Raw genomic sequence first — 23,147 nt, forward strand, 5'->3', positions numbered from 1 at the left:
CAATCAGGGTTATGTAAGCGAATATTAAGTCAGATACAGGTTTAACGTAGCAAAGGAAAAGGATTATGGACACAAAATCTGTTTTAACAAGAGCATCAATTTTAGTGGCGTTGTCTGTGGAAATGGCGATGAGTGCTAGCTTGGCAATAGCAAAACCACCGCAGAGCGTTAGCCCAATATTTAATCGTCCGGGAGTAGCCAGACCAAGTATTAGACGTCTTAAATTCAGAATTCCAAATATTATGGGAGCGTCAGGTAATCGAGAAGGGGGAGCCGCTCGTGGTGGTTGCCTCCCGCGAGGGGAGTCAATGAAAGCAGTATTGCCCCAAACTACTAATATCGGGTTAACTGCCTCCGACTCGCCAACAGTATTTGTGTATATTCCTGAAACTGAGGCCACTCAAGCAGAGTTGAGGCTTTATAAAGAAGAGGTTGCGCCGTATCAAAACCAGGGTGCAAAAGAGACATCCAAGGAGGAGGGAAATGTAGTTGCAATGACAACGGTGGCGATCGGTAAAACCCCTGGTATCGTTAGCGTCAGTATACCTGCTAATGGAAAATTACCACTGCTTGAGGTTGGTAAGAAATATCAGTGGGTGCTTACACTTGTTTGTGACTCTGAAGACCGAGCCGCAGATAGAATGGTCTATGGCACAATCCAACGAATACCAGCTCCTATTACCCTTGCTTTGGAGTTACAAAAACCCGCAACTCTGGAAAGTGCTGACCGCTATGCAGAAGCGGGCCTTTGGACAGAAACGGTGAAAACTTTAGCTGAGTTACGAAAAAACAACCCTAACGATATAAATGTGGCAAGGCAGTGGAGCGATATGCTCACAGATGCTGCGGTTGGTTTAGGCGAAATTGCTCAAAAGCCCATAATTAATTGTTGCACGGCGGACTCTTCAGCGCGATTAACTGGAGAACAGCAGCAATAAAGCGCTAATTATCCAAAATGGCGATATGCGTGCCAGCACTGTGATGGTGTGGAAAGCGCTAGCTCTTCGAGAGCTAGCGCTTTTTGTATTTGATGCTGTGCTATGCGCGATCGCCAACGCAGGCGGGTAATACAAATTGGTTTTTTTAATGTTACATTTCATACCCCCCAGCCCCCTTATTAAGGGGGGAGCAATTAGAGAATATGTGTCAAACTCAAACGCAATTGGTATAGTTCATAAAAAGCGATGCAAAACTTATTATGGCCTCGCGCTTCTTAGTGTAAAATTACGCTCTCTCGACGATAAGGCTGCGATCGCTGTTAAATCATTGAGCGGTGATATTGCACTGATAACTTTATTTAATCATTCAGAACTATAAGCCAAAGTTAGAGTTACAATCGATTAATTCTCTAGTTTAGGAATTCCCTTTAAGCACCTTACAGATTAATCTAGAGCTTACAGATTAAAAAAATATAAATATGCCTTCGCCAATAACCCTGGATGCGTAAGAAATATTCAGGGTTATAGGGGGCTGTGTGTTCCTGCACTTTTGAGGCAATTTTAATGGTTAAGTTGCTCGTAGATACTATTTGGTTGGTGCCTTGCTATGCCTTAATCGGCGCGATTTTGACAATACCTTGGTCGCCCGGAATTATGAGTCGCACAGGGCCGCGACCTGCTGGCTACTTGAACTTGTTGATGACCTTATTGGGCTTGGTTCATAGCGCGATCGCTCTGCAAGCCATCTGGAATCAGCCAGCGCAAGAGATAACTTTTACGTGGCTTAGGGCAGCGGGTTTGGACTTATCTTTCCCGGTGGAAATCTCGCCAGTTAATGTTGCAGCTATAGTCCTAGTGACGGCGTTGAACGTGCTAGCGCAGACATACGCTATCGGGTATATGGAGATGGACTGGGGTTGGGCACGATTCTATGCCTTGCTAGCACTGTTTGAGGCAGGAATGTGTGCTTTAGCCCTGTGCAACTCCTTGTTCTTTAGCTATGTAATTCTAGAAATCCTTACGCTGGGTACTTATTTGCTAGTGGGACTGTGGTTCAGCCAGCCATTAGTGGTAACGGGCGCACGCGATGCTTTCCTAACCAAGCGCGTGGGGGATTTAATTCTGCTGATGGGAGTCCTTGCCCTATTGCCTATCGCCGGAACCTGGAATTATACCGAGTTAGGACAGTGGGCGCAGACAGCAAATTTAGACCCTAAAGTAGCCACGTTGTTGGGTTTGGCTTTAATTGCAGGCCCAATGGGCAAATGTGCCCAATTTCCCCTGCATTTGTGGTTGGATGAAGCGATGGAAGGCCCGCTTCCCAGCACAATTTTGCGGAACTCTGTAGTTGTGGCGACTGGTGCTTGGGTGCTGATTAAGCTGCAACCAGTTATAGCCCTTTCGCCCTTCGTTTTGTCGGCGACAGTGTTTATTGGTGCTGTGACAGCGGTGGGCGCTTCGTTGATTGCGATCGCTCAAATTGATATCAAACGCGCCTTATCTTATTCGGTCAGCGTTTACATGGGATTGGTATTTATTGCTGTAGGTACCGGACAAGAAGATGCAGCACTGTTGTTAGTATTGACACACGCGATCGCGATGGCTCTTTTGGTAATGAGCATCGGCGCGATAATTTGGAATAACACTACCCAAGACTTAACTCAACTGGGCGGTCTTTGGTCGCGGCGACCGATATCCGGGTTAGCCTTTTTAGTGGGAAGTTTGGGGTTAATTGCATTTCCCCCCCTTGGCAGCTTTTGGGCATTGCTGAAATTAGCTTCGGGTTTGTGGGATACCCAACCTTGGTTAGTCGGTTTATTGCTAGTGGTGAATGCGTTAACAGCCTTGAGTTTAACGCGGGTATTCGGGCTAATTTTTGGCGGCAAACCGCAGCAGATGACAGTGCGATCGCCAGAAGTATTTTGGCCGATGGCTTTACCAATGATAGTTTTGCTCGGCTTCACCTTGCATTTACCGTTGGTGTTGCAAAGTTTGTCCCTACTACCGAGTTGGGCAACCTTCAATAAAGACGTTGCCTTGCTGCTAATTTGGTCAAGCATATTTGGATGCAGCCTTGGCGGAATCATTTATCTAGGTGGAATGTGGAAAAAGCCCGTTCAGTTGCCTTGGAAACCGCTGCAAGATCTTTTTGCTTACGACTTTTACACAGCCAAAATTTACCGCATAACTATTGTTTTTGGAATTGGCCTGATTTCCAACATCATCTCGCTTTTTGACCGTTACTTAGTAGATGGCCTCGTTAATTTTGTCGGTCTAGCTTCCCTCTTCAGCGGTCAAAGCTTGAAGTACAGCACTACAGGACAATCTCAATCTTATGCGCTAACAATTGTACTCGGTGTAATTTTCTTGGGATTGCTATTAGCGTGGCCGATTTTGTCTGAGTTTCCCCTTGTTATTAACCCTTAAATAGCAACGGACAATTGGTGGGCACTGCCCGCCTTACTCCTCAATACTCAACAATAAACACTAACAATAAATTATGCTCAGCGCTTTAATTTGGCTGCCATTTTTAGGTGCCGCTGTCATCGGATTCTGGCCAGGTTCCATATCTGCTAGTCGGGCGCGGTTCATGTCGTTGGCGATCGCCAGTGGCATTTTACTATGGACATTCTGGCTATTAAGTCAATTTGACATTAACAATGCGAATTTACAATTCTCGGAGTTTATTCCCTGGATTGAAACACTTGGATTGAATTATCGCCTTGGCGTTGATGGTCTGTCTTTACCCCTTCTCGCTCTAAATAGCGTGCTGACATGGATTGTTATTTACAGCACTAGCGACAAAATTGCTCGACCCAGACTTTATCATTCTTTGGCACTGCTAGTGAGTGCCGGAATTGCTGGTGCTTTTGCGGCTCAGAATTTGATTCTTTTTGTTTTGTTCTACGAGTTAGAACTTATCCCGCTCTATCTGTTGATTGCGATCTGGGGAGGAACAGAAAAGCGCGGTTATGCAGCAATGAAGTTTCTGATTTATACCGCCGTTTCTGGGATTCTGATTATAGGCGCATTCTTGGGCGTAACTTGGCTAAGTGGTTCCTCAACTTTTGATTTAGATTCGATATCAACCCAAGCATTACCTTTAACTACACAGCTAATATTGCTCACAATGTTGCTGGTGGGTTTCGGAATCAAAATTCCCTTAGTTCCTCTGCATACTTGGTTGCCAGATGCTTACGTTGAAGCTTCCCCACCAGTAGCGATTTTGCTGGGTGGAGTACTGGCAAAGTTAGGAACTTATGGTTTAGTGCGGTTTGGTTTGCAGTTGTTTCCAGAAACTTGGACGATTGTGGGCCCTGGGTTGGCGGCTATCGGAGCATTTAGTGCGGCTTATGGGGCATTAACAGCGATCGCGCAAAAAGATATCAAACGCATGGTAGCCTATAGCTCCATCGGTCACATGGGCTATATCCTATTAGCCGCCGCCGCTGCAACTCCTCTCAGCTTGTTAGGTGCAGTATTGCAGATGGTTAGTCACGGACTAATCTTAGCAATCCTCTTCCATTTAGTTGGTGTAATAGAAACAAAAGTTGGCACGAGGGATTTGGATGTTCTTAACGGATTGTTGAGTCCGCAAAGGGGTTTACCGCTAACAACTTCTCTGCTAGTTTTAGGGGGAATGGCGAGTGCTGGCATTCCAGGTATGGTGGGCTTCATCGCTGAATATTTGGTACTTCAAGGTAGTTTTTCTCCCTTCCCAATTCCAACCCTTGTGTGCGTAATTTGTAGCGGCTTAACGGCAGTTTACTTTGTAATTTTGCTCAACCGCACCTGTTTTGGCAGACTGGACAACGCTACCGCATACTATCCGAAAGTTGAGTGGCAAGAACGCACGCCAGCTTTAGTTTTAGCCGCTATTATCTTATTGTTGGGATTGCAACCTAATTGGCTAGTACGTTGGAGCGAAAACACAACTGCTGCAATGGTGGCTACCGTTCAAGTTAATAGCCAACAGCAACTAGCCACAACCATAGAGCCATCAGCTATCAGCGATTAGATGTATGGTGGGCAATGCCCACCATTACTTGCGGTTGCGTCGGAAATTAAGAGAGATGAGATAAATCTCCGTTTTTACAAGAAAGAGACGCGATAAATCGCCGTCTCTACAAACAAAAAATATTGCAATCTATTCAGAGGGGATAAAAATGGTACAAACTCCACCTAAGCCATCAACTAAATTACCGCCTTCTAACCATGAATTTGCTCCAGTAATTCATCGCCTAGAAGCGGGTGGCGCAATGCTACCAGATACTCCAGAAAATCTTATGCAAATCATCGGCCTTTACAAAGCATATGCCGTACCGATGGATTTTTACTGGCGGGATCTTCTTTATATTGCCGAGCGTGTATTTTTAAATCCTTTTCCCTTCTTTAAATACTTTCTGCCAAAGGAGTATTTAGAGTTGCACAATCATTACGCTGGCGATGATGCCGATTTGCGAATATGGCGCGGTGAAGCAACTGCCCATCCTGAACTTTTGGCGTTTATAGAGAAGGGTGAAACTTTCAAAATGCCCAAGTTGTTACATCACTTGTGGCACGATCGCGTCAACATGGAATTTGCCGAAGCTTGTATGCAGGCGATGCTTTGGCACAGAGGAATGGGCGGGCAATTTGACCCTTACCTCGATAGCGATGAATATAAAGCCAATGCAGATAGGGCGATTAAGGCTTATTTTAAGGGCAATCCAGCGATGCTGGGACTGTATAAGATGTTCCCAGATATGTTTTTGGAACAGTGCCGACAGATGTCTTATTACAGCAATCTGGGCTTGTTCTGGGAAGTGATGGCTCCGGTTTTCTTTGAAATGTCAGATCTGTATGATGAAGGGAAAATTAGGAGCGTACCGGAGGCGATGAATTTTTTGGTGAATGGGATATTTGCGATCGCGGGTCGTCCTATATACCATCACGTCTACATTCGCGGCGAAAAGTACGAAATCATCCCGAAATCAAAGGGCTTCATGTGGCTGTACGAAGCGGCTTTACCTTATGTGGAAGCTGTTTTCTATCGCACTGCTCCCTTCCGGGGTACAAAGTCTTACAATGCTCAAGCGAAGCAAGTGCCTGAAGATCAGAAAGACTTCCATTATGGAATTCTTTATGCTGATGTTTTCCCGGTGGGCACTGCTGGCATTCCGCCGACATTGTTGATGCAAGATATGTTGCATTTCTTGCCACCTTATCTGGTGGAATACTATAGCAAACATTGCCGGGGCGAAGACGATATGCTTATCCAATTAGGCGTTAGTTTCCAACGCTCGATGTATTGCGTTACTTCTGCTGTAATTCAAGCCTTGCGAACTGCACTTTTGTATCCTTTGGACGATCAGAATCCGAAGCATTTACAGGCGAATCGGGCATTTTTTGAAGGTCAATTAGACAGATTCAAACGTCCTGAAGCTCGTTTGCGAGATATTCAGAGGCAAGATTATAGATAAGCGATCGCTCTTTTGTATATCTCTCCTCAACCCCCTATATTTCCATGCATATCTTGGGAAATAGGGGGCTTTTTTTAGGAGCGCGATCGCTCTAAAATTGCATTCCATCCAATAATTAAAGGTGAGATACAATTGCTCTAGAACCCTCATCCACGTTATTCATATGGCTGCTTCAATTTCTACAGTCATTCAGACAGACCTTACAAAAACTTTGCATGAGTGGAAACCCGCTACTTGGGAAGACTACTTAGCCTATCGCGACGGTTCAACGATCGAAAGAATGAGGATATTTTTTCATCGGGAACATCTGTTAGTAATTAATATGGGTAATGAAGGAATTAATCACGCCACTATCAGCGACCTGTTTACGATATTGTTTTATGTCTGGTTCAGTCAAAGACCAGAACAAATATTCAGTTCGCTAGGACGTTGCGTACTGGAAAAACCAACAAAAAAAGCAGGTGCGCCGGATCTGGTGCTTTACGTGGGTGATGACTATCCTCGTTGGCAACAAGGAGAACCGCGTCGCATCGATCTGGATAGGTGGCGAGTTCCTAACTTAGTTGGCGAAATTTCTGACACAACTCTGGCAACCGATCTGGATGAGAAAAAACAACTTTATGCGGATTTGGAAATTCCTGAATATTGGGTAGTTGATGTGCGGGGGAAAAGAGTGTTTGCGTTTCAGTTGCAGTCAAATGGCAAGTATCAGGAATGCGCCACGTCTCTAGCACTAGAAGGACTACCTATTGGGTTATTAGAGCAAACTTTAGCACGTCTGAATGATGGAACAAATGGTAGTGCGGCTTTGTGGTTTGCTCAACAAATTGCTAATTTGAAGGCAGAGTAGACATGGGAGAAGAGGCGATCGCACTTTCAATATTATGCCTGACTCAAAATCTCCAAAAACTCCTGCACAACTCTATCCGGTTCTTCGCTGCATCTGTTAGCGTCATAATGCTCTACGATACAGATGCCATGACTTTTAAAGAGGCGCGATCGCTCCTCATATGCAGCCGTATCTTGATGCAATACCTCAAGAATCCCCCACTTGCCTTGGTGGAAGATTAAGAAGTCAGGTTCTTGGTTTTGTCTGCCTTCAGTCGTTGTAAGTCGCACCTTAGAGTTAGGAAAAAAAAGAACATTGGCGCGTTCGAGTGCTTCAGCAATTTTCACCTCTTCATCTGAGCGAAAACGCAAACCATTCCAGTAATGTATTTTGTCTTCAGAGTTAAACTGAATTCCCTGATTATGCCCTTCTTCAGCTAATTCAGTATTATCATCAGGCATTATTACCTTCTGTAAATTTGCCTGACCCAAGTCTGCTTCATTTAAATTTGCGAATAGTCTGGCTCCGCTGAGATTGGCTCCACTAAGATTTGCTCCGCTGAGGTTAACTTCAATAGTCAGATTTCGCTGTACATTCACTTGAGTCCGCCGTAAGTATCGCTTCAGGGCTGACTTTAGGTTATCTTTTTTGACCTTCTCCCCAAATGCCTTTGAGAGTAGCTTCCAGAGTTTAGCACCAGCATCTTTAATATAATCAGCTTCATATCCGGAGCTTCTAGCAATTTCTATATAAGACCGTCCTTCCCAAGATTCCCTAAAAACTAGCTCTTGAACTTTGTTTAACCGCTCGTAGTCTAGTACATTTTCTACAAGCTCTAGTGCTTCGTCAGCGGTCATTTGTAAAAGTCCTTTACTTGTGTGCGATCGCATAGTGCATAGCGTAACCCCTTCGAGTTGCAATCCTACCTAGAAAGAGATTCTACCGCAAGGGAGGTCAATATTACTTTTATATTACTTTTACATTACTTTTTCTCACTGTCAAAGCTGATACCGCGTTGCTATGGTGTTGCAAAGGCAGAGCAATGTTAAGGGCAAAAACACTGGGCAGCATTCTCAAGGAAGCTAGTCAGGCAGGTATCCGGTTGATGCTTATTTAACTGCTGGCTTAACTGTGTCTCCTAGTGTCTATATCCCCTCAAATCTCCATGACGATCTCATGGCTAACGTTGCTAGAATCAGCGCGTCCAACCGTGCTATCTATGCGAGTCTGATTACATCAGGGCATCAAGTATCAGCTGCGATCGCTAACGATTAGAAAACAGTTCTGAGGTTGTAATTATGGCTCCCAATAACATCTTACAAAATAACACCGATCCTATAAAGAGAAACGAAAGTATATACATTACCAAAAAAACAGTCAGATTTGGGTCTGATGTCTATCAATTTCGCAACGTTACTGGTTTTGGCGTAGCCGAATTTAAACCTGCAAATATAATTCCAATTAAATTTATTTTGATAATTTTTGTAATCGGACTTATTTTTGGCAACATTCCCGATACTAGAAGTTGGGGTATAACAATAGTTTTATTTTCCCTTTTCGGAATCATATTAAACACTTTTCAACCAAATCAGTATGGACTTAAATTATACCTAAATTCTGGAGGCGGGCCAATATTTTTGACCAGGGATATGGAAGGTTTAAAAAAAGTAGTTCAAAACTTATATAAATTTATGGATAGTGATAAAGAAGGGTCGTACATAGTCAACGTACAAGATAGTTCCATCAGAATCGATGGAAGTGTTGGAGGGTCTGTCATAAAAGGTGATGCTGAAAACGTATCAAGTCACGTTGGAGGAGATGTCTCACGAAAAGGCTAAAAGTAACAGCAGTTTGTAACATAAATAAATCAAAATTGGAGGAAATGTTATGGGAGAGCCATCAATCAATGTTGGAGGAAGTGTTGGAGGGTCTATCATAGGCGGTGATGCTAGAAACGTATCAAGTCACGTTAGAGATGTATCGGCTGTTATCAACAAGTTACCTGCTTCTCCAGAAACGGAAAACCCTGGAATAAAAGAGTTGCTGGTTCAACTCACAGCAGCAATTGAGGTAGAACCAAACTTAAGTGAAGACGACAAACAGGAAGCTTTAGAGCAAGTAAAAGCCCTAGCTGAGGCTGGTAAAAATCCTGATGAAGGAGAAATGAAAAAACGAGCAAAAGGAGCAACTACGATGCTCAAAGGAATGATTTTTGGCCTACCAAAAGCAGCAAACCTGGTAGAAGAGTACAGCAAACTACTACCATTTATTACGAAAATATTCGGATTAGGATAAACGCTCGCACCCCCACTTCTCTTTACCAACTCCCTAGAATCGGCGGTAGAGAATGCTAAGAAAAAGAGCGATCGCACTCATCCCTTCTTTGAGAATGCGATCGCGCTACTTCTATCTTGGCCATCTCCAGCGCTTAATAAAAAACTCGCTTAAGTCATAACCTGCGGCAGCAGCGGCGGCATCTTGAACTTTATATGCTGCTTCTAAAGCGCTTGTGGGAGAACCAGGTCTATTGCGAATTTCATGGATGAATCTAGCCATAAAATAGATTCCCAGATTTTCATGTAACTCTAATAAAAAAGCTCCCATCAAAATTCCTAAATCGAATCCGTGTCGATTCCATTCAAATTCTTTTGGGCCAAAAATGTCTAGATAATTTAAATTGCTGTGTTCCCATCTTTCAAGCACGCCATTTGTCCACCGAGTATGAGATAGGTCGATTCCTCCAACTATAGTTCTACAAATACTCTCCATATAAATAGGAAACCCGCGCCGCCACGATTCTATCGTGTACTCTGCATGGTTATAAAATTCGTAAAGATACCCAGCTTGTCTTCCCAATTCATAAAATAAAATCCCGTGTTTATCCTTGGTATCCCAACAACTACTCATCAGTTGGCTATCAAAAGCTGAACGTGAAATTTCAATGCGCCGCCCATTGCCAATTCCCCAAAAATCGTGAGGTGAAATCGAAACTACTTTCCTTTCACCAAAATGCGGATCTAACTCAAGATACTGAGGCTGCAAAGTAATAAATTCGTAAAGTCGAGCCGCCTCTTCCCACCAAGTCATCCATTCCGAAACTTTCTCTGCACTAAAGTCTCTATCTGCGTAAAATACCCACCTACCACCGCACCATGCTGTTAGATATTCGGTGTCGGCATAGAAACCTTTAAATGGCTTAATTGCACAATTAACAGCCTCGATTTTCGGTGGTCGCAAGTCAATGATAGCAACTTAATATAAATTTTATATCTATGATTTTCTATTCCTCAATAGTAGGGTGGGCATTGCCCACCTTACGCAAATTATCCCATCAATATCACCGTGTCGATAACGTGAATAACACCGTTATCAGCTTCGATATCTGCTGCTAAAACAGTGGCATTTTTTACTTCAAAACCATCAGAGCAATCAATCCTTATAGGTGAACCTTCAACTGATGTTACAGACGTAACTTTTGCCAAATCTGCTTTCATTAACTTACCGGGAACGACATGATAAGTTAAAATTCTCGCTAGCTGGGGAATGTTCTGCACTAGGGTTTGTATAGTTCCCGGTGGTAGTTTGGCAAATGCATCGTCATTGGGCGCAAATACAGTGAAAGGGCCAGGACTTTTCAGCGTGTCCACCAAACCAGCAGCTTGGACAGCCGTCACGAGAGTCTTGAAAGAACCCGCACCCACCGCAATATCAACAATATCAGCCATGTATTTCTCCTCATCTATGAATAAACCACTATTAAAAATAGTAAACTATCTTGTATTTATATAGCGCTTTTGGTAGGAGATAAAATAGTAAGTGAGCCAGTGCCTAGCTTAGGATCTGAGTCCTTAATTATGCCCAGATTTGCTACCTATTTGCATCCTCATACTTGCTATACATCTAAATCAAGCGATTTACTATCGTTTGTAGGTCACTCATTCCCCCATTACAGCAAAATTAGGCGATCGCTTGAACTGGCCCTTATTGATTATCCATCCCTAGCTGTGAGAAAAGCTCAATATAAAGATTATCTCAGAGTACACGCAGATGATTATTTGAGAAAATTAGCCTATATGGCATTAAATAAAGCTGTCGATGAATTACCTCAATTAAGTATTGAGTGTACAGGATTAGAATACTGCATACCCGGTTATTTATATGGATTAGGAGGAATGATAGAAGCCATAGATTGCATGAAAAGAGGAGTATTAGAGCGTGCTTACTGCTTTAGTTTAGTTGGTCATCACGCACATACGGCTTGGGGACACGGCTATTGTTTGCTCAATCCTCTAGCGGCGGCTGCTAGATACGCTCAAACTCAAGGTTTTAATAAAATACTTATTGTAGATTGGGATATTCATCACGGTGATGGAACTCAGTCAATATTTAGTAACGATAAGAGCGTGTACTGTATAAGTATCCATAGTGCTGCTGATTTATACATGGCCAAATCATCTGGGTTGAAGTGGGGTACAACTACAATGGCCAAAGAAGTTGGACACTGCAATATACCATTGTTATATGAGTTGTACGAAGATGCCTTATTTGAAAAAATTAATTTAGAAGGACAATTCTATAGAGCTTCTGAAAGTTTATCTGTTTTTAGCTCGGCGCTGGAGCAGATAGCTGGTAATCCCGATTTAATCTTGATATTTTCTGGCTATGACTCTCATATTCATGACTGCGGTGCAGGGGTAACAAATTGGACTAATAAAGATTTTAAGTTATTAACTAAATATGTACTAGATCTAGCTAAAAGAGTATCATGTCCAGTTCTATCTAGTCATGGTGGCGGGTATAAACTACCTGTAACTATATCAGCAGCTGTAAGTCATGTAGAAGTGTTGGCAAGTTACGAATAAAGTTCTAGAAGTATTAAAGGAAAATACTGTGTACAGGAGAGGTTTAAAATGGGGTCATTTCCTGAGTCGATGAGCGATCGCACCTACGCTATTCTGGGTACTGGTGCGCTGGGCGGCTTTTACGGTGCTAGGCTGCAAAATGCAGGGTTGGATGTGCATTTCCTGCTGAGGAGCGATCGCCACCACGTCAGCAAGCATGGCTTAGTTGTTGAATCAAAAGACGGCGATTTCACCCTCCCTAAAGTTAACGCCTACGGCGATGCCAGTGAAATGCCGCGCTGCGATGTCGTAGTGGTGGCGCTAAAGACAACACAAAACCATCTGCTGCCTAAAATGCTGCCATCTGTAATGAAAGATGATGGCGTTGTTTTAGTATTGCAAAATGGCCTGGGGGTTGAAGATGAAATTGCGAAAATTGTCGGAAACCAAAAAATTATAGGTGGTCTGTGTTTTTTGTGTTCAAATAAGGTGGGGCCGGGACATATCCGCCACTTGGACTACGGGCAGATTACGGTTGGAGAATATAGCACAAATCATCAGCCTGCTGGGGTTACTGACAGAATGCGTCAAATCGGTAGTGACTTTGAACGCGCTGGCATAGCCATTGAATTGACTGAAGATTTACTGCTGGGGCGTTGGCAGAAACTAATTTGGAATATTCCTTACAATGGGCTTTCTGTGGTTCTCAACGCAACAACTGATGAACTAATGGCAAATGTACATACCCGCGCTTTAGTCGAACAGTTGATGCGTGAAGTGGTTGCGGGTGCAAAAAGCTGCGATCGCATTATCGCCGATAGCTTTATCCAAAAAATGCTCGATTACACCCTTAACATGAAACCGTATCGCACTAGCATGAAGATTGACTACGATGAAAAACGCCCTCTAGAAGTGGAGAAAATGTTTGGCAACCCGCTACGTGCCGCAAAAGACGCAGGTGCTGAATTGCCTCAGATTGCTACGCTTTACCAGCAGTTGAAGTTCCTTGATGCTAAAAATTCCAGTTCTATTGGCTGAGGTTCTTAATCCTCGTAATTTGATTTTTTGCAGTTGATAAAATCGCCTGTTGTGGTAATTAATTTTAATAAATATTTTCTACCATAAAATTCCCTGTAAAACAAGCGAGGATCTTCAGGTTTCTTTCATTTTATATCTAGCGCCTGGCTTTTTTTCTTGCGTTTGCGTTTTAACGGCTAACGATTGAAGCAACGATATAAATAGCTAAATTTATCGTTCCAGTATCTAGGATTGAGGTCGGCAATTACTTTGTATTGCCGACCAAACCACTCTTTTAAAGCGCCTCAGAGCTTATCCATCGCAAGCGTGCGATGTCATTTGCATGCATTCTACCGCGCCATTCTAGCTGCCATAATAGACTTGATATTTTCTATTGCCTCCGGTGTAGCCTCGGTAGCTTGCCACGCAGGATTTGCCATTAAGCGATCGCACCAAGCACTAAGTTTAGGATAATCGCTCAAGGATACTCCCCCTCTCGACAACCAAGGTATTACGGTTCCAGCAACAACATCGGCTAGAGTTATATTTTCACTACCAAAATAAGGGCGATTGCCTAATAAATTTTCAAAAAACTTTAGCACTGTTGCAACTTTCTGATGTGCTTGCTCAATTTTTTCTGGATCTCCTCCAGGGAAGCCTAACATCTGCGGAAATAGTGGAGCAATACCAGGCAACAACTCATTCGCTGTTACCAGTTGCACCATCCGCACAATCGCTAGATCTTTTGCATCTTTTGGCAACATAGCAGGCGTGGGATACTTTGCCTCTAAATAATCCAAAATTGCCAAAGATTCCACTATATTAAAGCCATCATCTACCAAAGCAGGAATGTGGTGGAAAGGATTAATCGCCAAAAAATCTGGGTTAAACTGTTCCCCATTAAGTTTTAGTTCTACCAGTTCAAATTCAAGTCCTTTTAAAATCAGCGTAATCCAGACACGACGAGAGTTGGGAGACACAGGCTCGTGATAAAGAGTCAGCATGGGAAAACCTCACAACTTTATAAATAAGGCGGACATTGACAAGTTTATACCTTACGCTTAATTTGTAACTGCAAATACAGAGCAGGCAGTTTGGTAGAGGTTATATATCAGGAGCGATCAAGCGACTCCATAACCCGTATACGGACGTTTGTAGTGTGGATGTAACCCCAAAACAATATCCTCTTTAGATACCCCCATTTCCAATAATTCCCGCGCAATATCCACTTCAGTCATATTGCGCTGAATCCAAATTTTGCCATCCTTAATATCCAAATGGATGAAGCAGTTGTAGACTCTTTTTAGCCCCTGCCAGCCTATATCTAGCAATTGATAGTGGTCATGTTCCGCATCAAAAATAAGCTGGCACTCAATGTCTGGATTTCCATCTTCCACTGTCGTCTGTTCAGTCAAGAGCTTACGGATGTATTGGCGATAGCGTTCTAGTTTCTCCATTCGATAACCACCTCTTTCTGGGGGTCGTAAACGACGAGTTTGAGTTGATACAGCCTAACTGATTCCTGAACAAACCGCTCTTGAAAGAAAGAGTCAAACGTATCAAACGGTATTGCTAAATATAGCGTCCTGTCCGGTTCGCTCATTTGTAGGGCAAGCCTATAGTTCAAGAATTGTCTCAAGTGCGAGGGATTGGAAAGGGAAGGCGAGGGGCGCTCGCCTCAGTTGGTGCAGCTCTGTGCGATCGCGCTCGATAAAAATTGGAAATATCAAGCGCGATCGCCCTAGTTTAATCTTTCTTTTTTTTACCTTTTTCCTTTTCCTTATATTTCTCTTTTTCCTTGTCTTTTTCCTTGTGCTTTTTCTTCTTGTCTTTACCTTGAAATTCAGTCTCTTGGGCTGCTCGTAAAATTAAAGTTCGAGCAACAGTTTGAATACCCGTATGCTCGTAGTAGTTGGTTGACATATCCAAGAAGGCAGCTAGATAATCCAACTTACTATCAGCAGTATTCATAAACTGTTGTAAGTGCCCCACAACGTTTTGTTGCGTTAACCCATGAGATGTAACAAAGTTACTCATCCAGCCGTTAACTGAGGCAAAACTCTCACCTATGAAGCCTAATTTACCAGCCGTAGTGCCGCCAGGAATTGCACTATTGATACTCTGATAGGTGGTATTTCCTTCTAATTGCGAAGGATTAAGTTGGCTAAGAATTGATTGAGCTTTTAGGATGAAGTCGGGGCCAAGGGGAATCAATCCATCAACGGCAACTAGCGCAGCCATCCGCATTATGGATTCATTGTGATAGTTTGTTAAAGAAGCTCTAAATGCTTCGATGCTGGTAGGAAGTCCGTGCAACCGACAAAAGGCAATCAACTCGACGACCAGCTTTAAGCACAAATCAATGGCTTGTACGGTATCAGGTTTGGGAGTAAGCTGATTTAGAAAACTTAGGAAGCTGATTTTCTCGCCAACTTTGTTCGCCAGCGCTGCTGCACCGATAGCGCTATCGGCGCGGTCAATTGTTTGGTAAAGCCATAAAGTTTGTTGATAAACCTCTCTTGGGTCGTTATATAGCGCGATCGCCCTGTCACCAATCTCCTCAATCAGGCCTCTGTCGGTAACGCCTGTAACCGCACGGATAGTGTTTTCAAACCCCACGACGTTTTGCCACTCGCCAGGAACGACAAAATCGAGCGATCGCAGCATATAAACGGTCATGCTGCTGGTTGGCAAGTTATCCAACAATTTAGAGATAGGCTGGTTCACCAATTCGGCTCCTTTTTCCAGTAGATGTTTACTTATCTAGCCTAATTTTAAGCAGCGCGTGCTTTTTACAAAAAGTTACAAGCGCGATCGCTATCAACGCCAACGCTGAAAGCTGCATTTGGCGTTGATGTTGGGCTTCCTGGTATCAACCCCGCCAACGGCGATAAGCGATCGCGAAGAGCTGCTCCAAGCAGCAGCTCTCACTAAAAATCCCTTCAAATGCTTGATGTTACAATCATTCCATGAATTTTGAATGGGACGAAAACAAAGCGGCCAGAAATCTGTCAAAGCACAGAGTTTCGTTTGAGGAAGCCAAAACCGTTTTCGACGATCCGCTCTATGTTGACTTCTACGATCCAGACCACTCTGATGATGAGGAGCGTTACCTTATTGTTGGAAAGTCAAACCGGGGACGTTTACTAATTGTGTCGTATACACAGAGGGGAGATGTGATTCGCCTAATTAGTGCAAGAGTTGTAACGCGAACCGAACGTGAAGCCTATGAAGAGGGTTAAGTCAGAAATGGAAGACGATCTGCGGTCAGAATATGATTTAAAGAGTTTACGAGTCAGAAAATTAGGCTCTGAACGGAAGAGTTTTGGTGGGATAACTGTGCGATTAGAGCCTGATGTTGCAGAGATTTTTACTAATGCTGAGGCAGTCAATGAAGCTCTACGGTTTCTGATTGGGGTTATGCAAGAAAATCAAGCTCTTGCTCCAAAGATAAAGTCTATCCCTTCGTTGGAGCGAACAGACAAAAGCCCTTAATGTTGAAGTCAAGGTTGGTTGGCACCGACCAAGTGTGCCCTTAGCTGCTGAGTGCGATCTGCTAGAAAGCAGCAGCGCTGAAGTGCGATCGCTATCCCCGTCAATACTGAAGTGCAAATGCTATATTTGTTGTTGATGTTGGACAGGAGTATATGTTGGTTTTCCTTGCATCAACTCAACCTAGTGGATAGGCGATCGGGTTTGTATCGCTAGAATAATCCTACATCAGTCATGAACCGATCAAACCCAAATCATGCAAAGTATGGATTGATTAAAGCTAACCCTCTTATGGATAAAGTCAGATGAGTAGACCAATCAATTTTCAAACGGTTTCTTGGTTTTGGGATCTTTACAACAGAGATCTCCTCGATCTCGATCCCCCCTATCAAAGACGCAGTGTTTGGAATCAAGATTACAAAGACTTTTTTATTGATACTGTACTTAATAGTTATCCGGCACCTGCAATTTTTTTGTATCAAGAAATTACTCCTGAAGGCATCTCTAAATTTAGCATTGTTGATGGCAAACAAAGGTTATCTACTTTGTTTGAGTTTGCTGAAAATAAATTTCCTGTAAGTGAAAGTGCAACTATTACAAGACTTAGAGGGAAATACTTCAAAGATTTGGATGTAGAAGTCAAGCAAGATTTTTGGAAATATCAGTTTGCTGTTGAGTATGTCCCATCTTCGGATGAAGCAATTATCAATAACATATTTGACCGTATTAACCGCAATGTTAGTAAGTTAACGCCTCAAGAGCTGCGCCATGCCAAGTTTAATGGGTTATTTATTAACACTGTGGAAGAGTTGAGTGAATGGATGTTTTCAGCTCTACAGCAAAAATTTCCAGCTATTAATTCCCAATCCAAAAAACAGATGAAAGATGTAGAGTTAGTAGCTCTACTTTTACTTTTTTTAGAGGAGGGAGTTAAATCATATCGTCAAGAAGACTTGGATCAGGCTTTTAGTGACAGAGATTCTAACTGGGATGAAAAAGCGGAAATAGAAAATGAATTTAAACAAGTTATCGAATTAATAAAACAACTTATAGAAAAATCGCCGCCAGATATAAACTTATCTAAAACAAGGATGAAAAATCAAACCGATTTTTATTCAATATTTGCGGCTATATCAGAATTAAATCGTGAAAACTCTTTAGAGGTATCTGCCGAAGCATCTAAGAGGATAGAGCAATTTTTAAAATTAGTAGATTCTGCCGATAGAAGCAAAAATCAAGAGGCTCAAAATTATTATAATGCCATTACTACTTCACCACTTTACTCTGGAGTTGAAAAAACTAAAACCAGAATTGAAATTTTAAAATCCGTAATTCAAGGAAATATTGACTTATGATTTTTTGATTTATGATCTATCCTGCAATTTTAGAACGCCGCTATCGAGAATATCTTCCCTTTGTTGATGCAGTTGCCAGTCGAGTCAAAGACACAATGCTCAACTTTTGTGAAAAAAATGGATATGCGCTTACTTCTCGAATTAAAACGATTGAATCTTTAGCGGAAAAAATTGAAACGGGTAGATTTAAGCAATGGTCTGATCTAGATGATTTATTTGCTTGCACAGTTATTATACCAACTCTAAATCAAGAACAAAAAGTAACACAATTTTGTCAAGATACCTTTGAAATTAGTAAAATTATTAGACGAGGGCAAAATAAAAAATCTCCCGAAACTTTTCGATTCGACTCAACTAGAATTTATGCTCATTTAAAAAGGGTGGAAGATGCTAACGCAGACCAGTCGTTAAGTATTTTTAATATTCAATTTGAAATTCAAATTAAAAGTGCTTTTGAACACGCATGGGCAGTTTCAACTCATGATTTGGTTTATAAAAGTTCTGAAATTGATTGGAAGAGATTCCGTTTAGCAGCACAAATAAAAGCTACTGTTGAACAGCTAGACACACTGATTCTGGCATTTGAGCAAGTATCTCCTACTATACAAGAGAGTGACTGTCTTGAAATCAAAAGAAAGCGTCAATTAGCTGTCGCCACCCAAGACCTATTTAAGCAAGCAAAAATTCCCCCAGAACTTAAACCAAAAGATATAACTCGTTTTTGCGATAACTTATACAGTATTCTTGCCAGTGCTGGGAAAGAGGACAAAGTTCAAGAGGTTATTAAGTGTATTAGAGAAAAAGTTCAGGCAACACCAACTAATAAAATTCCTCTTAGCATCTCCTTGCTCCAATATTTTTTGGCGATTTTAGTAGACAATAAAATTATTATTTTGCCTTTGGAAAAGTATTATTATCACATAACCGAACAATTGATCACGCTTTATCCAAATTGTTTTTCTAATGTTGATTCTGCTTTTAAATATGATACTTAACTGTTTCAACCTTTTTGCACTATTTTTAATATCAGACTGACCAAACCCACCAGCTGTATTCTAGCTCGTCGCTGGCGTCACCAATGCGATCGCTAATGTTGTCCTCTGCGTCAACGTAACAGGCTAAAAAAGCCCCCGCAAAATTTATTATTAATCCTATTTTGTTTTAATTCCAAAAATATTGGACAGGTGCATTAGCTAAATTCTGATGAATTAAAACAGAGGATATAAACCAAGAATACTTCAACGGATAGAAACGAATGCGATCGCTTTGGTGTACGCTGCTTTTTAAGATGCAGTACCCAGAACTAAGCAGGAGGTGTCATGACTTCACAACAAGCGAGAGCAAACGAGCGGGTGCTGGTCGCAGGTGCTACGGGAGGCGTAGGACAACTGACGGTAGCAAAGCTATTGGAAAAAGGCTATACAGTTCGCGCTCTCACCCGCAGCGCTGAAAAAGTTCAGAAAATGTTTGATAATCGGGTGGAAATTGCCATCGGCGACATACGCCAATCAGCCACCCTCGCTTCCGCCGTAGAGAACGTTACCCACATCATCTGTTGTACCGGAACCACAGCCTTTCCGTCCACAAAATGGGATTTTGACCAACTTGACCAGGCTAAGGGTTTCCAAAGTCTAATTGAATGGGGCAAAATACTTATAGATGCAGATTACCGCAATACAAAAGCTAGGAATAGCCCCTTACAAGTCGATGCATTAGGAGTTATCAACCTAGTCTCTGTAGCCCCAAAAAATCTAAAGCGGTTTGTTTTTGTATCCTCCTGCGGTATCTTGCGGAAAGATAAACCACCTTTCAGCATTCTTAATGGATTTGGCGTACTCGATGCCAAAGAAAAAGGCGAGCAAGCTATTATCAATTCTGGATTACCCTACACTATTATTCGCCCAGGACGCCTGATTGATGGCCCCTACACTTCATATGATTTAAATACGCTTATGAAGGCAACAACAGATGGAAAATTGGGCGTCATCGTGGGTACGGGCGATACTTTAAACGGCGATAATAGCCGGATTGACGTTGCAGCTGCCTGCGTAGAATGCATCAGCAACCCAGCTTCAGAAAGAAAAGTTTTTGAGATAGTAAACAAAGGATCGAGGCCATCTTCTATCGACTGGGAAGGGCTTTTTTCTAGCCTTCGGTAGGTTGACCTCACCCCCCGCCCCTCTCCTTCAAGGAGAGGGGCGTAATGCCATATTACCAATCGTCAGACTGGGGTTTATTTAACTCTGGTTCTGGCTCTGGTTGTGGTAGCGTTTCTGAGTTAGCTGATAATGGTTTGACTACCCGCGCGATCGCTTCTTGTACAAATGCTTTCAAAAACTCATCTTTGCGATTTAATTGAAACTGTCTTTGCACTACTTCGGTAATCCCACCATCGCCCCAATCTTGATCGTGGCGGAAATATTCAATAAAACTCTTACCCGCAATTCGAGTAAGATAAGCCGCTGTAACTCCCTGAATTGCTTTACCAATTGGATACGCGGCAACGCTCAATTGTAATGCTGTTGAAAGCAGTTGAATTGCACCTTGGACAATTCCCAAACTTGCCAAAGTTTTACCCAAAGATAAGGCTAATTCCCTGCCTCGTTCGACATTCAAATCGCAGCCGTAAACTCTGCCAATTTCTACTACCATTTGGGCATTTACAGCCGCAGTAGCTAACAAATCCACGACGGGTAATGGAGTTACTGCAATCACGCCAGCACCAATCCATTGAAACCGTTCTACTATTTTCTCAGCCTGACGCCGCCTTTGAGCATCTAGCAAGCGTCGCGCTTCTTCTCCCAAACGCTGAGATTGCAGTAATATGTTGTCTGCTACTAAGTCTTCTCCCTCGGCTCTGAGAACTGCTGCCATTCGGCGAATTAAGGGCATTACATCTGGATCGGGTTGTAAGGTATCGCCCGTTTCTAGTTCTACTGATTGGGGATTAGCAGCGATCGCCACTACATCCAACGTAGCTATAAATCCCCTCACTCGTTCTCGCAAACGGGCTAAAATTGTTTCCTTATCTTCTTCTGTATAAAGATCCGTTTTGTTGAGAATCAGGAGCGATCGCTTGCCAATTTCTGCTAATGCTCGTAGTGGATTATACTCCGACTGTCGCAAGTCGTTATCCACCACAAACAACAACAAATCTGCTTCTGTCGCCAACTGTCGCGCTAACTGTTCCCGCTGAGTTCCAGCAACTCCAGCTTCTAAAATCCCTGGCGTATCGGTAATTAAAATCTGGCGCGAAATGCCTTTCAACTTGAGGCAATAAGTTTCCCCCACCTCAGTCGTTCCCATTGGCGCATCCACCTTGCCAACCATGCGTCCAATTAAAGCATTTACCAAAGAAGTTTTGCCAGCCGAACCCGTACCAAAAACAACAACAAGCAATTCCCCGCGAGATAAATTGGCTTCAATTTCACGCGATCGCAGGAGTAACGCTTGTCGCGCTACTTCATCTTGAATTTGTCCTACTTGTCGCCGCACAGCTTTCAGCGTTTCCTCAGCCGCCTCAGTCTTAGCTTCCGGGACTTTGGGAAGGCTACGCAGAGTGCGCGATCGCGCAGGCTTGCCTTGCACCATCGTTACATAGTAGACAAACACAGCAATCAACATCCCCAGCAGACCAATTACCAACAACAGCAGCAGATTTGCCAGCAGGGGTGCTGTAAAAGAAATTTGAATATAGAGCCGATTTAGAGAGATAATCAGCCACAGCATTAGCCCCAGTATTAAACTGAGGCCAGCAATCAGCGTCAATAAGCGCGGCAGGGGCATGGACGGGATTGTAGTAGGGAGATGCTTACGATCTTAATCTCCCAAACATTGTCTGCTATCAGCGACAAGCAATATATGCTCCCACACCTAAACTAGAGAGTATTACAGAGTTTTTCTCAAGTCAGATGCTAGAGTTGACGTGTCGCGATTTTCGCTAGCTTGGTAAACCACAAAATATATACTTAATTACTTTTTAAATACATCCCCCAGAGGATAGAGTAATGACCTCTGCTCCAAATGCAAAAAAGCCTCAGCTACCTTCAAACAATGCTTTAGCTTTGCCAGCCAGCGTTTCAGGCTGGTTCAACCGGATAACTCGCCGCCTCAGTGTTAGCCAAAAGATTAGTTATGGATATGGTATTGCCCTTGGAATTGCCATTTGCGGAACAGTTGGCGGGTTCATAATGGGCGATCGCTATCAGCAAAAAGCTATCGAGGCACGCCAAGATGCCAACCAAGAACTAAATCTTCTCCATAGCTTGCAGGAGGGTGTACTAAAGGCACGTTCGCACCAACAACAGTTCATTCCTTTGACACAAAACCCGGAAATGTTACAGGACGAATACTTGCATTTTTTGGAGCATGCGGCTGAAACCGAGCAGGTATTGTCTGAACTCAAAGCTTATGCAAATAGTGGAAATTATCAAAACAGCAAACACGCTGAGGGGCTACCAGGCTTTCTACAAACTTACGAAGCCGTACCAGAAACATACTTCCGGCAGGTAAAAGAAGTGGCGAGCCAAATCGATCCGGTTAATTTAACTTTAGACAAGAGAGAGGCGGCACAAAAATTACTTCTAGATTTCACCAATGGCCCTGTAGCGCTCAAATTTGATGGCCTTTCAGACGAGTTAACGGAAGTAATTAAGCTTTCCTCTCAGGATACTCAGTATGCAGAATCTACTTTAGCTGATGCAGAAAGACTTCGATTCCAGATCGTTACCATAAGCATACTGTTGTCAGTTGCAACTGCCATACTTTTAGCTATATATACTGACATCTTGCACCAGAACATATGTATTATGTGACTACTGCTGTCAATTGAAGCTCCAACCCAAAGGTTTTTAATAAAGGACGTGTTCGTTCAACTTCAAGCAAAAGGAGGAACACCACCAGTTCAGGCAACAGGGTTTGTAATGCGAGATGGGCACAAGCTCCCCAGTCAGGAAGTTGCGATGAGTTGGTGGATAGGTAAGCCCAGTGAGCCAGAGTAAAAGCAATCAGCGACAGCACAAGCCAACGGTATACTCCCAGCAGGGTGCCTTGACCAAATCGATGTAAGCCAAAGCGATGTTTGCTGGTCTTAAAGAATCCCAATACTTCTCGGTTAAGCCCAAAATCAGGTAAATTAACTGTTGTCCCCTAACAGGCGGTCGTAAAATCGGTGCATCTCAGAGAATTCTCGTTTATATCTCCGGTCATAGAAG

General features: G+C 42.9%; 25 protein-coding genes. 16 read left to right on the forward strand and 9 right to left on the reverse strand.

Going from position 1 to position 23,147, the window contains the following annotated elements; translation table 11 throughout:
* The first annotated feature begins 65 nt into the window (after positions 1–65).
* The 5 genes from H6F77_RS09435 to H6F77_RS09455 all read left to right on the forward strand — a co-directional run bounded on the left by H6F77_RS09435 (position 66) and on the right by H6F77_RS09455 (position 7,250).
* Positions 66–938, forward strand: coding sequence for a DUF928 domain-containing protein (locus H6F77_RS09435; RefSeq protein ID WP_190487681.1), 873 nt, complete (start codon positions 66–68; stop codon positions 936–938).
* 564 nt (positions 939–1,502) lie between these two features.
* Complete coding sequence (locus H6F77_RS09440; protein WP_190487683.1) at positions 1,503–3,365, forward strand: NAD(P)H-quinone oxidoreductase subunit F; 1,863 nt, start codon at positions 1,503–1,505, stop codon at positions 3,363–3,365.
* Positions 3,366–3,438: 73 nt separating this feature from the next.
* Positions 3,439–4,956: an NADH-quinone oxidoreductase subunit M gene (locus tag H6F77_RS09445; RefSeq protein ID WP_190487685.1), complete on the forward strand. Its 1,518-nt coding sequence runs from the start codon at positions 3,439–3,441 to the stop codon at positions 4,954–4,956.
* Positions 4,957–5,104: 148 nt separating this feature from the next.
* Positions 5,105–6,400 (forward strand): CO2 hydration protein CupA, encoded by a 1,296-nt coding sequence (gene cupA / locus H6F77_RS09450; RefSeq protein WP_190487686.1) that lies wholly within the window; start codon positions 5,105–5,107, stop codon positions 6,398–6,400.
* A gap of 163 nt (positions 6,401–6,563) precedes the next feature.
* Positions 6,564–7,250, forward strand: a complete 687-nt coding sequence (locus H6F77_RS09455; protein ID WP_190487688.1) for a Uma2 family endonuclease — start codon at positions 6,564–6,566, stop codon at positions 7,248–7,250.
* A 32-nt stretch (positions 7,251–7,282) separates the two neighbouring features.
* On the opposite strand, the gene H6F77_RS09460 is transcribed toward H6F77_RS09455, so the two are convergent.
* The gene (locus H6F77_RS09460; RefSeq protein ID WP_190487691.1) at positions 7,283–8,086 is read right to left on the reverse strand and encodes a pentapeptide repeat-containing protein; all 804 of its coding nucleotides are present in this window, start codon (positions 8,084–8,086) and stop codon (positions 7,283–7,285) included.
* A gap of 274 nt (positions 8,087–8,360) precedes the next feature.
* Between H6F77_RS09460 and H6F77_RS09465 the strand changes: the two genes are divergently transcribed.
* The 3 genes from H6F77_RS09465 to H6F77_RS09475 are packed head-to-tail and all read left to right on the forward strand — an operon-like array spanning position 8,361 to position 9,524.
* Positions 8,361–8,504 (forward strand): hypothetical protein, encoded by a 144-nt coding sequence (locus H6F77_RS09465; protein ID WP_190487693.1) that lies wholly within the window; start codon positions 8,361–8,363, stop codon positions 8,502–8,504.
* A 23-nt stretch (positions 8,505–8,527) separates the two neighbouring features.
* The gene (locus tag H6F77_RS09470) at positions 8,528–9,067 is read left to right on the forward strand and encodes a DUF6232 family protein (RefSeq protein ID WP_190487694.1); all 540 of its coding nucleotides are present in this window, start codon (positions 8,528–8,530) and stop codon (positions 9,065–9,067) included.
* Between the two features lie 49 nt (positions 9,068–9,116).
* Entirely contained in the window at positions 9,117–9,524 is a 408-nt protein-coding gene (locus H6F77_RS09475) for a hypothetical protein (protein ID WP_190487696.1), read from the forward strand.
* A 111-nt stretch (positions 9,525–9,635) separates the two neighbouring features.
* Here H6F77_RS09475 and H6F77_RS09480 read toward each other — a convergent pair whose 3' ends face one another.
* Both H6F77_RS09480 and cupS read right to left on the reverse strand, forming a co-directional pair.
* Positions 9,636–10,466 (reverse strand): hypothetical protein, encoded by an 831-nt coding sequence (locus tag H6F77_RS09480; RefSeq protein WP_190487698.1) that lies wholly within the window; start codon positions 10,464–10,466, stop codon positions 9,636–9,638.
* A gap of 86 nt (positions 10,467–10,552) precedes the next feature.
* Positions 10,553–10,954, reverse strand: a complete 402-nt coding sequence (gene cupS / locus H6F77_RS09485; RefSeq protein ID WP_190487700.1) for a CO2 hydration-associated protein CupS — start codon at positions 10,952–10,954, stop codon at positions 10,553–10,555.
* A 279-nt stretch (positions 10,955–11,233) separates the two neighbouring features.
* On the opposite strand from cupS, the gene H6F77_RS09490 reads away from it, so the two are divergent.
* On the forward strand, positions 11,234–12,091 hold the full coding sequence (locus H6F77_RS09490; protein WP_309228822.1) for a histone deacetylase family protein: 858 nt from the start codon (positions 11,234–11,236) through the stop codon (positions 12,089–12,091).
* A gap of 69 nt (positions 12,092–12,160) precedes the next feature.
* On the forward strand, positions 12,161–13,108 hold the full coding sequence (locus tag H6F77_RS09495; RefSeq protein WP_190487730.1) for a putative 2-dehydropantoate 2-reductase: 948 nt from the start codon (positions 12,161–12,163) through the stop codon (positions 13,106–13,108).
* Between the two features lie 329 nt (positions 13,109–13,437).
* Here H6F77_RS09495 and H6F77_RS09500 read toward each other — a convergent pair whose 3' ends face one another.
* From H6F77_RS09500 to H6F77_RS09515, 4 genes are all read right to left on the reverse strand, one after another.
* Complete coding sequence (locus H6F77_RS09500; protein WP_190487704.1) at positions 13,438–14,091, reverse strand: glutathione S-transferase family protein; 654 nt, start codon at positions 14,089–14,091, stop codon at positions 13,438–13,440.
* 117 nt (positions 14,092–14,208) lie between these two features.
* Entirely contained in the window at positions 14,209–14,544 is a 336-nt protein-coding gene (locus tag H6F77_RS09505; RefSeq protein WP_190487706.1) for a XisI protein, read from the reverse strand.
* Complete coding sequence (locus tag H6F77_RS09510; RefSeq protein ID WP_242022028.1) at positions 14,532–14,714, reverse strand: element excision factor XisH family protein; 183 nt, start codon at positions 14,712–14,714, stop codon at positions 14,532–14,534. Before H6F77_RS09510 ends, H6F77_RS09505 begins: the two co-directional genes overlap by 13 nt.
* Positions 14,715–14,833: 119 nt before the next feature.
* The gene (locus tag H6F77_RS09515; RefSeq protein ID WP_190487708.1) at positions 14,834–15,814 is read right to left on the reverse strand and encodes a hypothetical protein; all 981 of its coding nucleotides are present in this window, start codon (positions 15,812–15,814) and stop codon (positions 14,834–14,836) included.
* Positions 15,815–16,056: 242 nt separating this feature from the next.
* Between H6F77_RS09515 and H6F77_RS09520 the strand changes: the two genes are divergently transcribed.
* The 5 genes from H6F77_RS09520 (at position 16,057) to H6F77_RS09540 (ending at position 20,093) form a co-directional block, all read left to right on the forward strand.
* A complete protein-coding gene (locus H6F77_RS09520; RefSeq protein ID WP_190487710.1) occupies positions 16,057–16,329 on the forward strand; it encodes a BrnT family toxin in 273 nt (90 codons plus the stop codon).
* Positions 16,316–16,582 carry a hypothetical protein gene (locus tag H6F77_RS09525; RefSeq protein ID WP_190487712.1) on the forward strand — a complete coding sequence of 89 codons (267 nt, stop codon included), beginning with the start codon at positions 16,316–16,318 and terminating at the stop codon, positions 16,580–16,582. The genes H6F77_RS09520 and H6F77_RS09525 overlap by 14 nt, the downstream gene beginning before the upstream one ends.
* Before the next feature lie 302 nt (positions 16,583–16,884).
* A complete protein-coding gene (locus tag H6F77_RS09530; protein ID WP_190487714.1) occupies positions 16,885–17,934 on the forward strand; it encodes a DUF262 domain-containing protein in 1,050 nt (349 codons plus the stop codon).
* Positions 17,935–17,945: 11 nt separating this feature from the next.
* Positions 17,946–18,929 carry a RelA/SpoT-related domain-containing protein gene (locus H6F77_RS09535; protein WP_190487716.1) on the forward strand — a complete coding sequence of 328 codons (984 nt, stop codon included), beginning with the start codon at positions 17,946–17,948 and terminating at the stop codon, positions 18,927–18,929.
* Between the two features lie 324 nt (positions 18,930–19,253).
* Positions 19,254–20,093 (forward strand): SDR family oxidoreductase, encoded by an 840-nt coding sequence (locus H6F77_RS09540; RefSeq protein WP_190487718.1) that lies wholly within the window; start codon positions 19,254–19,256, stop codon positions 20,091–20,093.
* Positions 20,094–20,145: 52 nt separating this feature from the next.
* On the opposite strand, the gene H6F77_RS09545 is transcribed toward H6F77_RS09540, so the two are convergent.
* Complete coding sequence (locus tag H6F77_RS09545; RefSeq protein WP_190487719.1) at positions 20,146–21,720, reverse strand: YcjF family protein; 1,575 nt, start codon at positions 21,718–21,720, stop codon at positions 20,146–20,148.
* A gap of 221 nt (positions 21,721–21,941) precedes the next feature.
* Between H6F77_RS09545 and H6F77_RS09550 the strand changes: the two genes are divergently transcribed.
* The gene (locus tag H6F77_RS09550; RefSeq protein ID WP_190487722.1) at positions 21,942–22,748 is read left to right on the forward strand and encodes a hypothetical protein; all 807 of its coding nucleotides are present in this window, start codon (positions 21,942–21,944) and stop codon (positions 22,746–22,748) included.
* Here H6F77_RS09550 and H6F77_RS09555 read toward each other — a convergent pair.
* Positions 22,741–23,037 (reverse strand): hypothetical protein, encoded by a 297-nt coding sequence (locus H6F77_RS09555; protein WP_190487724.1) that lies wholly within the window; start codon positions 23,035–23,037, stop codon positions 22,741–22,743. The genes H6F77_RS09550 and H6F77_RS09555 overlap by 8 nt on opposite strands.
* Positions 23,038–23,147 lie beyond the last annotated feature (110 nt).

It is taken from the genome of Microcoleus sp. FACHB-831, from assembly GCF_014695585.1.
GTDB lineage: Bacteria > Cyanobacteriota > Cyanobacteriia > Cyanobacteriales > FACHB-T130 > FACHB-831.